This window comes from Rahnella contaminans (assembly GCF_011065485.1).
Classification (GTDB): domain Bacteria; phylum Pseudomonadota; class Gammaproteobacteria; order Enterobacterales; family Enterobacteriaceae; genus Rahnella; species Rahnella contaminans.
The window spans coordinates 14,779-27,959 of the sequence record NZ_JAADJS010000003.1 but is presented as its reverse complement, the minus strand read 5'-3'; the positions used below and the strand labels follow the sequence as shown (position 1 = coordinate 27,959).

The following is a 13,181-nucleotide window of genomic DNA, read 5'->3' as shown; positions in this document are numbered from 1 at the left end:
GGGGAGGGAAACTAATTTCAGCCCGAAGCGCCCGAGGGAAGAGTAACCCTGAAAAGTACGCGGACATGATGTTGCATTGATCTGGATCAAAGAGTTTTGATGTTTTCTGAATGTAATTACCCTGCGTCCAGTAATGACTTGTTGTGTGCCATATTGGTAACTAAAAAGTTAAATCGCCAACGGCATCAGCGCATTCTGATTTTAATGCAATGTAAATTTATGTCATCGGTTTTGGTCGAAATGACGTCAAAACAGGTAATGGTTGTAGTATTTGTTTACATTTACGTATCACGAAGGAAACGCCGTCAGCGCAGCGGTATGGGCCGGCGGCGTATAAATCCTCGTTATTGCGTTTCAGGCACCGCAGCGGTGGGTTCCAGCAGTGCATACCGGTTCAGAAGCTGTGTGAACTGATTATCCAGTTGCATCAGCAGCTGAGGAGATATGGCATCTTTCTGCTGTCTGGCGTCGGCTAATTTACGCAACGATTCTTCGACCGGCGTAGCGCTGTTCAGCGCCTGCTGAATGGCAAAAACCGACGATTTGAGCTGCGAGACGGTCATATATTTGCCGCGCTGTTCATCCAGCCCGTTAAGCTTATCTGCCAGTTGCTGCAACTGCGCGTTGGCCGAATGCCAGCCGTTAAGGTTTTCCAGCGGTATAGCATTAGCGGTCAGCTGCTCGTTCCATTCCTGCGTCAGCTTTTGCGTCTCTGGATTGTCAGGCCAGAGGAACCGGGTTTGCTGAATCAGCTGCGAACCGGTGTCCTGCGCCCAGCGCGGCGAAAGTGCGGCCAGATGGCGGGTTTGCTGACGGGTGGTGGCAATGATCTCTGGCGCCTCGCGGTTCAGTGATTCTGCCTCGCGATTTTTCAGGGCTTGCAGTTCCGTAGCGCTCAGAGGTTTTGGCGTCTTCGTCATTGACGCTATCAGCCGCTCGCTGGCAGATGGATGATAAAACGCGTTCACGCCTGCCACCACGCCGCTGCCAACCAGTACGGTGACCACAATTCCCGCCACAAATCCTTTCCACTGTAACGGACGCTTTGCCGCCGGAGCGGGCGCAATCACCACCTGCGGAAGCTCGGGTTCTGCCTGAGCAACATAAACCCAGGGTTCTCTGGCCTGGGTCTCCCATGTTCTTTCAACTTCTTCGGCGGAAGCGGGCAGCACAACAGCAGAGTCTGTCGAGGCGTGCATGTTTTCGAGGCGCATCGCGGCACCCTGCATATAGGTGCTCAGCACGGCAAGCTGGCTGGCGTGTTTGAGTTCAAGGCGTTGTAACACGTCGCAAAGCGCATTGATGAGTTTTTCCGCCTCATAAATTTGCGGCAGGTCGCGGTATTCCAGCGTCATTCCCCGAAGGGATTGCTGCAAGCGCTGGCTCAGCCCGGTCAGAATTTCCATCCTTGCATGAACCGGCTGCGGCCATAGCCCCGGCCACTGGCGGGAGATCAGCGCCTCGAGTATCGCCAGCCCTTCATTCAGCCCGGACAACCCGACGAGTTGCGCCCGCGCCTGCGTGTACCACGATGCAGTTTGCAGCTCGATGCCGTTTTGCTGGAACAGGCTCAGACACAGCTGTTCCACTTTTTTCCAGTTCACATCCGGACGCGCCGGGTGTGTCAGCTTACTCAGTTCTTCGCGTAAAACGGCATAATCAGCCAGCGCACGCGGGTCGCCCCCGGTGCGCAGCTGGCGTTCAATAGACATGGTTGTTTTCCTTAACTGACGTAATTCTGCTCTTTCACATAGCGGATCAGCACAAGACCTTCAGGTATTCCCGAAGGCCAGTGCATTAAAGAATTCAGGCGGCAGGGTTAAAGGTCAGGACAATAAACCTTCAATCATGTTGAAAAAGATCTCTTCGCTGAACGTTTCGCCGGGCTGCGTGGACCTGCCCGCCGGACGCCACGTCCAGTGATTGCGCTCTGCGGAACGCATGAATAAACGGCAAAGAGGGACAGGAGCGCCCTCAGCGCAGAGGCTGACTTCCACGCAGCCCGTCACACCCTGACCGTATAAAAAGGCAGGCGTGAATTTCACCTTCCTGTTTTCATAACGCAGGTGGATGCCGGGAATGTTGAATGCCTTTCCGCCTATCAGAAATTCAACCAATGAAACGGAGGTGCTTTCCGCCTGGATGCCGGTACCGGCCAGCCATGTTTCCACGTTCTCCTGAAGCTGACTCATCTGTTGCTGAAACTCAGCGATATCAGCCTGACCTTTATTTTCAAACACGGTACGACCCGGTTGTTTGTCCTGTAGCTTTTTCAAAAAACGTTCTTTAGCTGACATATTTCCTCTGTTATCGCCAATGGCAGACGGCCATTAAACATAATTCTGCTGTTTCATATGGCGCATCAGCACGCGGCCTTCCGGCATAAATTCCGTCCCGAACCGTACCAGACCAAGCTCTTTCAGCTCGGCGTCGATGGCGTATTCAAGATGCCCGGGTGTGGACTGTGGCAGTAAAATCACGTTCAGCTTTCGGATCCGCGGCTCGTATTTCAGCAGCGTGGCGGAGAGCGTGGTCAGCAGGGAGTGCGCAGTACCGGGCATCCCCTGCAAGATTTTGCTCATGTCCGGCAGGCCATAATCCGGCAGATGCGAAATCGTTCCTGCGCGGCAGTTAAGGACCCGCTGCATGTTGTCGAGTACGGACAGAATGACCTGATTGGCTTCGCTGACCTGATGAAGTTCAATGCCGCCGGCAAAATTGCCGAGCAATTGCTCATAAAGAGAGGGGGCGCGAGAGTCTGGCATCAGTCTTTCACCGCAATCAGCGTGAGGTTGTTATTCCCGAGTTCGATGGTTCGCGCTTTATCCGGATCCAGTTCTTCGCGGGACAGAACAAGCCGCCACTGATCCTTTGCAAGATCCGGGTTTCGGAACAGACCGACGACGGCCACGAATTTGGCGTCTTTTTCCATTGGCATGTCCAGTGACGCTGCCGTGCCGGGTTTGATCACTACGTTGCGGCTGGCCAGCAGATCGTCTTTCAGCGCATCATCGCCGTCGCCTGCCAGTTGCTGATAGACCGTTTTCTGGAACAGTTTGTCATCACGCAACTGATAGACGCGAACCAGCACAGGTTGCGACGCTGAATTGGCCTCGCTGGCGTCGGTATTCAGTGCCTCACGGGCGGTGAAATCCAGATGCAGCACTTTTATCTGCTTATAAAAAATGGATTTTGTTGCAGAAACGGTGCTGTCTGTCACGACCTGTGTCAGTCCGCAGCCGCTCAGCAGCAGGACGACAGCAGGCAGACAGAATTTATTTTTCCATGCGGTATTGAATAACACGTCGTGTTCCTTCCTGAGGCGTGTGAGGGAGCATGCCACGGTAGTGGCCCAGCTCCACGGTAAAGTATTCGGGAATATCGTCAGAAGCCTCATCGTCCAGACCCAGGACACCGGTCAGCCCGAGCCTGAACGGATTGTCTCCCAGAACGGGCGCGGGCAGCAGGTGGGTGGGGACGGTCAGCTCGAGGCGTGCGCCGTAACGCCAGCCCAGATAAACCCGCAGTAATACCTGAAAATCTGCGTAAAGCGCGCCATCCGGCAGCCAGTCTGCGGCCTCAGCGCTGTCCGCGGTGTGCAGGGAAATCAGCAGCTGGCTGTTGGCGTCGGTACCTTCATCGCCCATCAGGGTATCGCCGTCAAGCCAGCGGGCACCTTCGTCCGCAAACGACATCGGAGTAGTGATGCGCACGCTGCGCAGGCAGTGTGGCGTCACGTCCGCACGCGTGCGGGGAGCCAGCAGCCGGACCAGCGCCTGCACGCCTTCCGCCGTTCTTCCCGGCTGGCGCATGACGCCCAGCAACGCCAGAAAACGCGATGTCGGTGTGGCAAGGTGGCGCTGCGTACCGGGGATACCCATGCCAATCAGGCCCAGCAGGCTTTGCGACGTGTTGTCTGCGCCGCCCGCCTCGAACGTTGCCGGGTAAGAGTATTTGCGCCAGATGCGGTAAAACTGCGTCATGATGCGGTGGTTAAAGATATCGAGAAATCCCTCCAGCGCCTCATGGCCATCGCGCTGCTGGGTGATGTCGTCGATGTAGGACGTCGGCAGCGGCGAGTCTACGCCGTAAAGCCCCATAAAGGTGGTACGTACGGTCGGCGGTGCGTCCGGATTTTCGGCATCCCGCTCGAGCGCTTTCAGCTCGCTGACCGGAAACCCCATCCCCGGATGAGGACGAAATCGCACCGGGTCGTCCGCCGGGTTGGCGGTGCTGCCGAGAGGCGGGTTACCGGAGCGCTCCAGCAACTGGCAAAAGCGGTAAAAGTTAAACCGCCCGATGTCCCGTTCAACCCGGTCATTCAGCCGGAAGTGCGGATGCGGGTTTTGTGGTTCTCTTCCCATTCCAGGCGTTCTCCGGTCGGTTGCAGTATCAGTGTCAGGCGGTTAAACAGATGAATGTCGGTGTACAGCGCAAAGAAACGGCTGAGCATTTCACCAAACAGGCAGATGTCGCCGCTGCCAGCAAAACCGTTGCTATCGAGGGTAATTTCGATATGCACCCCACGCAGCAGATAGCCACGCTCGAAACGCTCAATCTCGCTGTGCCTGACGTCAACAATGGCCTCCAGACGGCGGCGGTTCATCTCGCTTTCGGTCCAGTCGTAGAGGGCAAGCGTGCCACGCAGAACTTCAGCATTGTCCATCATCCACAGGAAGCTGCTGCCCAGATGGCTCAGCACCCGCCAGTGGAAACGGTCGCGGTTCGGCGGATAACACGGCATGGTCGGCGCGGACAGGTTGCGCACCCGCACGTTAGCACCGGTGGATTTAACCGCCGTATCCAGCACGGTGCTTTGCAGCGATTTGCGTGGCAACTGGCCGTTGGTACCGGTGAGGCTCAGGGACAGATTCTCGTTTTCCGGCACGGTGTGGTTATCAAACGCCTCACCGCCCAGCACCAGCCAGGTGTCGTGCAGGCCGGAAGGACCACGCTTGACGCGTGTGTGGTAGTAATACTCCGGCGCGTCGTGGCGCAGCATGCCGCCCTTGTGGCGGAAACTGGTGAACGGCACATAAACCTGATGACCTGAATGTTTGGAGGAAATTACCGAGTCGACCGAATAAATTTCGGTGTGACCATCCTGAACGCGCATCGGGCGCAGCATGTACTCGGTCTGCAAGGACGAGAGTGACAGCGGGTCTGATTCCAGTGGGAACAGGTTGATGACCGGCACGCAGTGCAGCCGCAGATGTTTTTCAGAGAACGAAAAATCGTGCTCCCAGCGTTTTTCCAGCACCACGTCAATCTCAAACCAGGCAAGCTCCGCGGGCAGATTTACGGTATCCAGCCCTTTAAGGCCGGCAAACATAAACTTTTCGCGGAAGGTGAAATACTCCAGCAATAGCTGATAACCGCTGAAGGCGCTGTCACCGCCGGGCCACAAGGTATCTTTTTCACTGAATCCCTGCGGGGAAAAGTAACCGTCCAGCGGCTGACGGTCAGCCTGTCCCGGCAGACGTATCCAGAGACGTGCAACGTTGAGGGTCAGTGCTTCATGTAACGCGCAGGCCAGCGGTGCATCGGCATCAAAATAGAGCGGCAGATGGCTCAGGTTGAGTTTGCTCCAGTCAGCCAGTTCCCCGCAGTTAAAGCGCAGGCGGATCACCGACCGGCCATCCGGCTCTGTATCGAGAACTGCGCGGGTCAGCGACAGCGGCAGCAGTTCAATATCCTGCGTGGTGGTGTAGCGGCAACGCGTTGCGCGTTCACCCATCGGCCGGGAAAGAACTTCAAAGCCTTTACTGACGGCCATGTGTTCCTTCATGCCCTGCCACTGCGGGGTGAACTCCACAATAGAAAGGGAAGGGATGGTGCGCAGATAGTGCGGCCACAGCAGGCTGACCAGCCCTTCGGTCAGCTCGGGTAAATCGTCATCGAGCTTTTCACGCAGACGCCCCATCAGGAAGGCAAAGCCCTCAAACAGGCGCTCCACGTAGGGGTCGCGGGCGCCGGCTTTGTCCAGATTCAGTCCGGCAGCCCGGTCCGGGTGCGCGCGGGCAAACTCTTCGCCCGCCTCGCGCAGGTAACGCATTTCGGCGTCAAAATAACGTAAGGTTAAGTCGTCCATAATTGTCTTATTTGTATATGCCCGTTGGTCGGCGGTTATACGGGGAAATACACCCGGACAACGGCTGACCTGAAGATTGATAGAGAGGAAGGTATGGCTCTGAGTCGAAACGCGCTGACCGTGTGAATGCTTACCTGCGGGCGATGTTATTTCTCATAAGTCTTTATCATCACCGACGGAATAAGACGCGACTTGCACGGACAGCTGCTTTTACTGTGCAGCGTTCCGGCGAACTTGCGGCCGTTGAGTGTATCTTCGGGAACACTGCCGACGATAGTGAATACACCCGGATGCTGACCGCAGGTGACGGGATCCTGCTCACGCACGATGGGTTTGCCCATCAGCTTATGGGTCGGGTCACCGGCCAGAATAACGCCGCCGCAGGTGGTCTTATCCTGAATGACCAGGTAGTAGCCTTTTGCCATGAAAATATTCCTTTACGTGTTTTAGCCGCACAACACGGCGGCGCGGGCAGGGTCGAGGGCTATCAGCCCGCTGAGCAGGGTGTCCATGTCGGCCAGCAGGCGGAGTTTATCGCCGTCGCCGCGCTGGGTTTTCATGCGCAGCAACTTCAGACGGCGCGCCTTTACTTCAAATACCAGCCCCGGCTCCCACTGCGGCAGAGTCAGCGTTGTGCTGGCGGCGTCGAGATCGCCGAGCAGGTAAAGCGCCATGTCGTTTTTGCCATATTGTTCGGCGACACGAGCCATCACCAGGCGCAGCAGCCACTGGTGGCTTGCAGTGGTAATACCCGGACGCGACTGCAACCAGTTGAGCGCATTTTCGATACCGTCGCTGTCGGCCATTGTCAGCGCCTCGGCCTCAAGCTGCAGGATATCGTCCTCGCCGGAGGCGACGGCGGCAGACGGTTCACTACCCCAGCCGGAAGAGGATTCCAACACCTGCTGGTTTATCCAGCCCAATGTGACTTCATCGGCAAACGGTGTGCCGTCGCTCCAGGAGAGGGTTTCCAGCCCCGGCAGGCGCGAAAGCAGCAGGCTTAAATCCTGCGTGACGCACATTGCCCAGCCGTCAAATGGCGCACCGGCCTTCGTCAGCGCCTGATGCAAATACCATTGCACGTCCAGCCAGAAGTGGTTTACACCCTCGGAGAACATCGATTCCGCCTGTTCAAGCAGTTCAGTCCAGCTTTGCTGCAGATAAAGACGCTTGAGCTGGGCCCGATATTCCGGACGCGGGGGCAGGAGACGGGTGCGTCCGGTGGCATCGAGCGGTGGCAATTCATGCACCGTGTCCCAGCGGATACTTTTGATGAGATGGTGGCCTGAGAGCCAGCCCGAAGGCTGGTCGCGGAGGTACTTTGCCAGTGTTTTCGCCTGATCAAGCAGGTCGCGGCCTGACTGCACCGGGCGCAATGTCGGCGATGTGTTGGTGCTTTCTGACGCGGAGGAGGGGGAAGACGTGCTGCTGTTTTGCGGCACGACAGCGCCCATACCGCCTGACTGTGCGAGACGGTTTTCCAGCGCGGCGTAAAGGGCGCCGAGGCCCGGACGGGACGCCGCATCCCAGGCGCTTAACCCTTGCTCGATTAACGCCAGTGCCCCGGCAATCCGGGAAAAATCCGTCGTATCAACTTCCGGGTACAGCGACAGGCTGTCCAGTACGCGTGAACCGGAGAGCCATTCCAGCGCGGCCTTGCGGCTGGTGGCACGCTGCGGATGCAGGGTTTCACCAAAGCGGGTAATGAGTCCGGCAAGCAGGGACAGGCCGTCGGCAAGTCCCGCCTCACCGTCGCGGTGCAGACGCGCCCAGACGTAGTACGTGGCAACGCGCACATCCTTGCAGTGCGCGGTCAGCAGTTTTTCTGCCAGTTCGCAGGTCAGTGCGGTATCCGCGCCGGAAAGCTTATTGACCTCTTCGCGCATCTGCTGGAAGTCATCGTCGTAGCCGGGATCTGTCCCGGCCGGTGTGTCTGCTGACACCGGTTGCAGCCAGTTATCCCAGAGTGCGGCCTGTTGCTGCGCCTGCTGTAAAAGTGCGTCAGGCTCAGTCGTACAGGCGGTGAGCAGGGTAGTTAATGTGGCCATTACGGCTCCTCGGCGATTGCATCGGGATCAAAAGGTTTTTCAGCCGGTACCGGCGTATCCTGAATCAGGAAAATTTGCGCCGGCAGCGTAAAGTTGCGCAGTTGCAGAAGGCCAAGCGGGCCTTTGCCGAGCTCAGTACGCAATATCCACTGCAGCGGTTGTTTGTCTGGCGTGGTAAAGGTCAGCTGATAACGACCCTCATCGAGTTTTTGTTGCTTCGACTGTTCCAGCCAGCGGATAAGCCCCCAGGTGCCCTGATAATCGCCGTACAGGCGGGCACCCGCATTGGTGGACGTCCAGGTCAGCATTGTGCCCGGCTTATACGTCTCGCCCGGCCAGCGGAAACTCTGCCAGCTTTCCATCTGATTGAAGTAATGCAGTTTTTGTCCGTCAATCGACAGATTGGTTTCCACCACGTCCGGCACCGGCCGGGCCAGCAGTTCGAAGCGCATCCCCTGGCTCCCGTCGGTAAACAAGATGTCAGATATCTGGCTCAGCTGATTGATCGCATCCAGGAAGGCCGGATTAAAGGTCAGCCCCTGGCCGTTCACTTTGTCCGGCACCCAGCGCGTGCCTTCTTTATGCAGCACGCCGTTCAGTTCGCGGGTCAGGAAGCTGTCGATACGCCCGCTGTCCTTACGGATAAATTCCGCCAGCATCGGCAGGGAAGCGTCGCTCTTGCTAATGGCAAACGGATAACGGCCATCAAAAGCGGATTTCCAGTTGGCGACAATGGCGTTTTTCCACTGGTCGTTGAGGCTGGCAGAAGACGGTTGTAACACCGTTTCCCACGCCTGCGTCAGCGGCTGCACAAACATCGTCTGCCCGAAGCCGCTCCACTCTTCACCGAGGCTGGCGGCAATCAGGCTGCCGTATTCCTGGGTATCGGTCAGGTCAACACTTTTGCCCTGGAACACGGTCTGCGCCAGTACCTGCGTCATTTCCTGCGGGTCATTGGCGTTAGCCACCTGCTGAAGTTTCAGGCGCACGCGGGTCACGCGGGTGAGCAGCGTTTGCAGGCTGAGCGAACTGTCTGACGACATCATGTTCTGCGCACTACCTTTGCCCATCAGGGCCAGCAACGGTCCGAAGGTTTCATCGAGCGGGCCGACCGGTCCGTTGGCGTGCTGGTCGATGGCCGGTTGCGCGTCCTTGTTCATCAGCGCTTTGGCGGATTTCACCAGCGAGTCCGATAATGCTTCATCATGTTGTCCGGCCTGCCCCTGCCATGCCAGCGTGTTCATCAGCGCGATTAACGGTGACTGTCGCACGTCACTCATCAGCGTCAGCTGGTCGATCACGTCGGAGAGATTTTTCGCCTCATTCCAGCGCAGGCTGTTGAGGAAGTTCAGCCAGCTGCCAGCGAAGTCGGTGAAGTAACGCTCGGTCAGGCGTTTTTTCAGTGCCTCCGGCGAGATGTCATCGGAGATTGCCCGGCGGCTGTCGCTCAGTACCCAGTCAATTTCCTCACGGCGGGAGGTGACCGCTTTGTCGATGGCGTGCTGGATTTGCTCATCCCACGCCTTACGGGTGAACATCCCCGGTACTACTTCGTCGGTGTGGAACAGACGCTGCGCATCGGTATCGCCGGTCATGTCTACCAGCGTCATATCGGCATAGTTGCGACGTACCGACAGCAGCATGTTTTCATACAAGGTGCTTTCGGCATTGCGCTGACCGATTTCACCCAGCAATACCTGCCTGCTCTGCGAGACCAGCTGCGTATCCGGTGTGATTTTCCACGCGGGCTGGGCAGGGAGGTTGGTGGCATAAAACTGCCACAGGTCTGGTGCCAGACTTTGCCACAAGCCCGGAGACACACCGGGCCGCTGCGGTTCGGCGGTTTTCATCACCTGCGCGTAAAATGCAGCGTCAGCTTTTTCCGGACGCGCCATCATCAGATAGGCTTTGAGCTGGTCATAGCCCGGTTTTGCCAGCACGGCGCGCTGCGGGCTGTTGGCCGGCAGGTTCGCCAGTGCGTTGAGTTTTTGCTGCAAACTCTGCACGGCCGCATCACGGATCAAACGGTTACTGGCGTTGCCATACCACGGCATCAATGTTGTCAGAAGCTCCCGGTTGTGGTCTAACCCGAAACGCTGATACCACGGCGCACCGCGGGCAATTCGCGTTTGCAGACGGCCGATATTATTACGCAGCGCCTGCAGGGCAATCAGCTGTTCATCCGAGACAGGTTCTGGCTTTGAAAGCAATTGCGCCTGCTCAGCCGCGCTCACCATCTGGTGGCGGTTGACCGCAAAAGACACCACGCTGCCCGCGCCCCACAGCACAATCAGGGCCAGCAGGCTGTAACACACACCTTGCTCCCACGGCAGACCCACGCGGCGGCCGCGTGCAGCCAGACAGTCATCCAGTACGCCCTGCCAGCTGGCCGGTGCCGTCCAGGTTTTTTCATGCACCCCTTCCGCCGTTGCGGAAGTTTCCGGCAGGCTGAACATCAGCCCGCGCAGCGGAATACGTGAGGCGTAATCGGCAAACCAGGGTGTTAATACCTGACGCCAGCGCATGGCTTCAGTCGTTTCCAGTGAGTGCGCCAGTCGCAGCAAAAAATCGTGTCGCTGTTCGGCGAACACCTGCTGCATCCCCTGTTCGCGCAGGGCAGGCAGCAGGGATAGCAGCTGGCGTTCGAGGGTGTCCGGACCGGCGCTTGCGGCCAATATGGCACCGACCGGCTGCGTGACGCGGCCGTCCTGCCCCCAGCGGCTGTCGCAGACCTGCCACAGATACACCGGCGGCTGATAACGTAACGCCTCACCGGATTTTTCCAGCGAGCGCAGGCCGTCATCCATCCACTGTGCCCCCCGGCTTTGTGACTGCGTCAGTGCCCAGACCACGCCGTCCAGCGGACGACTGCGGCGCAGCTTACGCAGCTCAGCCAGACGGGTTGCATCCGCCGGTTGGTGCAAACTGCCGCCGTGCAACAGCACGGTACGCTGACCTTCCAGCCAGCCCTGTTCCGCCAGACGGGGAGCCAGCGCGGTAATCTCTGGTGTTTCACCGACGACCATCAGCAGACGAACTTTGTAGCGCCAGAACAGGCCGTAGCGGCGGCGAAGGCGGGTTTTAAGCAGCCTCACTTCCGTCTGCGATTTATCCTCGGCTTTTTCCATTTTTACCGGAGCAGGGGCGTCATCGCCTTCGGCGTGCTGACGCGTCTCGTCAAACCCTTTCTTGCCGGACAACCGCAGACTAACAAAAGAGAGCAGGGCGCAGAGAGTCACAACGCTGGTACCCACCACCAGCCCGGTCAGCCAGCGGTCACGCTCTGGCGTTTCCCGGATTAAACCCACCGCTTCAGGGTGTTGCCAGACCAGCCAGCACAGAACGACACCGGCAAGTAGCAACAGCAGGGTAATTATCCAGAACCAGACCTCTGGTTTTTTAACGGGTAAGGCAATGCGCTTCACGCTGTATTCTCCTTGTGAGAAGCGAGGGGGGAGACGACGGTACACCAGACAGCGTTACTGTCTGGTTCGCCACTGATGATCATGTGTGGTGCGGGAGACCGGCTGATAGCCTGTGCGGCAGTAGCAATGGCCAGCCAGGGGGCTGAAAGGCCGGGGTCTCCCAGGAATTCATTAATATTGTGGAGTGCCGGACCTGCGGTAATGCTGGTCAACGGAGGCTTGCCCTGAGCGGTGATGATACTTTGGTCAGCCTCGGACCCCGTGGGAATGCCGGTCAGCCAGAGGTGCTTAATGGCATCATCATGCAACGGTACCCAGTCGGCCGCCTGCAGAACGCCTGAGTGCAATGCGTCTTCTTCTGGCAAACTGCGTTCGGGGCGGTGCAACAGAGCCTGTGGTTGCAGATCATGTTGTGTCAGGCGGTTGCCGAGTAGTACCCCAACGACAGCTTCGCCGGTCATGGCAGGCTCTTCCGGGGCTAATTGCAAGGCAACCACCAGTAACACTGCGTTGTCTTTAATGCGGTAATCGAGCCAGTGATCAAGTACTGCAAGACCATGATTATCCAGAAACTGTGTCGGATGCGGAAAAGCGGATTTCTGCCAGGCCTGAAGCCAGAGTTCACGAATTCGCGATCCCGATTCCGAGGAGGTAGATTCCAGCAAAACAGCAACGGGCTTGTCAGGCGGCAGCTGAATCAAGGTCTTTGAGAGTGTATTCAGCAGGCCCGAAAACGCGGAAAGAATTTGCGCTTCAGCAGAAACCCCTTCCATCACGGGTAACCGGCTATGGCGGATGTTGGTTCCGCTATTCCAGGAAGTTTGGGGAACGATTTTGTTTTCATTACGCAGCAAAGACTCACTGATGTCAGAGAAATCCCGGATACCTGCGTGCGCCGTACTGGATACCGACGCCAGTATTTGAAACGCTCGCCGGCCCCGCCGCACTTCCTGCAAAATGACCTGTTCACGCCGTTTGTCCCAGGCGTTAGCATGGATTTGTTGCATCATGTACACCGCCAGGCGTAACCCCATGAGTACAACCCAAAATAGGGCAGGGATCCCGATAGCAAACCACCAGAAAGAAGTTTCGCCTATCAGCTTCCCCAAAAACCGCATGAGCAATATTCCCGACGCAACGAAACCCACCAGCACACCAAGCCAGCGTAATGGTTTGGGCGGGGCGGTACGTAATGACAGGCCTGGAATGGTATTTAATTTTACGGACATTAGAGGCTCGGATTGATAGGTAATAATTGCAGCCGCTGTTTTACATTAAGATGTAATAACAATGGGTGAACTTAAATATAAAAAGTTGAGTTAAATATTATTCAGATGATGGGTATGAGGCTCATACTTATTTGATGCTTCTTCGTTCTGATTTATCCTTGCGTGGTATCTGGATCGGTTGTTGATTTCATTTCCAGATCTACCGGCCAGCACATACTTTTTCGCGGTTTCCAGTTGTCAGGGCGGCCAGGTTCAATAGGATCCATTATCACGGGCTGGTGTTGCATATACTGGCAGCAGTGGCTCCATAACTGGCGCTGAGGCTCGATATAAAATATTGCCCAGTTTAAAACAAAACGGTCAATAACGTTATGGGTACCGGGCTGAC

10 protein-coding genes and 1 pseudogene are annotated in these 13,181 nt (G+C 57.1%); all 11 read right to left on the bottom strand.

Annotated elements, in window-relative coordinates; all coding sequences use genetic code 11:
* Positions 1-344: 344 nt before the first annotated feature.
* Positions 345-1,712 (bottom strand): VasL domain-containing protein, encoded by a 1,368-nt coding sequence (locus GW579_RS14905; protein ID WP_165059803.1) that lies wholly within the window; start codon positions 1,710-1,712, stop codon positions 345-347.
* 114 nt (positions 1,713-1,826) lie between these two features.
* Positions 1,827-2,297, bottom strand: a complete 471-nt coding sequence (locus GW579_RS14900; RefSeq protein WP_165059801.1) for a hypothetical protein — start codon at positions 2,295-2,297, stop codon at positions 1,827-1,829.
* A gap of 33 nt (positions 2,298-2,330) precedes the next feature.
* Complete coding sequence (gene tssE / locus GW579_RS14895; RefSeq protein WP_165059799.1) at positions 2,331-2,765, bottom strand: type VI secretion system baseplate subunit TssE; 435 nt, start codon at positions 2,763-2,765, stop codon at positions 2,331-2,333.
* Positions 2,765-3,304, bottom strand: a complete 540-nt coding sequence (gene tssJ, locus GW579_RS14890; protein ID WP_338105853.1) for a type VI secretion system lipoprotein TssJ — start codon at positions 3,302-3,304, stop codon at positions 2,765-2,767. The genes tssE and tssJ overlap by 1 nt, the downstream gene beginning before the upstream one ends.
* A complete protein-coding gene (gene tssG / locus GW579_RS14885; RefSeq protein ID WP_206738939.1) occupies positions 3,276-4,364 on the bottom strand; it encodes a type VI secretion system baseplate subunit TssG in 1,089 nt (362 codons plus the stop codon). Before tssG ends, tssJ begins: the two co-directional genes overlap by 29 nt.
* Positions 4,322-6,091: a type VI secretion system baseplate subunit TssF gene (gene tssF, locus GW579_RS14880; RefSeq protein WP_165059795.1), complete on the bottom strand. Its 1,770-nt coding sequence runs from the start codon at positions 6,089-6,091 to the stop codon at positions 4,322-4,324. Before tssF ends, tssG begins: the two co-directional genes overlap by 43 nt.
* 152 nt (positions 6,092-6,243) lie before the next feature.
* Positions 6,244-6,516 (bottom strand): annotated as a pseudogene (locus GW579_RS14875) (PAAR domain-containing protein); the annotation flags it as partial.
* Between the two features lie 21 nt (positions 6,517-6,537).
* Positions 6,538-8,139, bottom strand: a complete 1,602-nt coding sequence (tssA, locus tag GW579_RS14870) for a type VI secretion system protein TssA (protein ID WP_165059791.1) — start codon at positions 8,137-8,139, stop codon at positions 6,538-6,540.
* A complete protein-coding gene (locus GW579_RS14865) occupies positions 8,139-11,564 on the bottom strand; it encodes an ImcF-related family protein (RefSeq protein WP_165059782.1) in 3,426 nt (1,141 codons plus the stop codon). Before GW579_RS14865 ends, tssA begins: the two co-directional genes overlap by 1 nt.
* Positions 11,561-12,793 carry a hypothetical protein gene (locus GW579_RS14860; protein WP_165059780.1) on the bottom strand — a complete coding sequence of 411 codons (1,233 nt, stop codon included), beginning with the start codon at positions 12,791-12,793 and terminating at the stop codon, positions 11,561-11,563. Before GW579_RS14860 ends, GW579_RS14865 begins: the two co-directional genes overlap by 4 nt.
* 152 nt (positions 12,794-12,945) lie before the next feature.
* Positions 12,946-13,181 (bottom strand): DUF6708 domain-containing protein (locus tag GW579_RS23760; protein WP_338105852.1); only part of this gene is annotated, 236 nt, incomplete at its 5' end.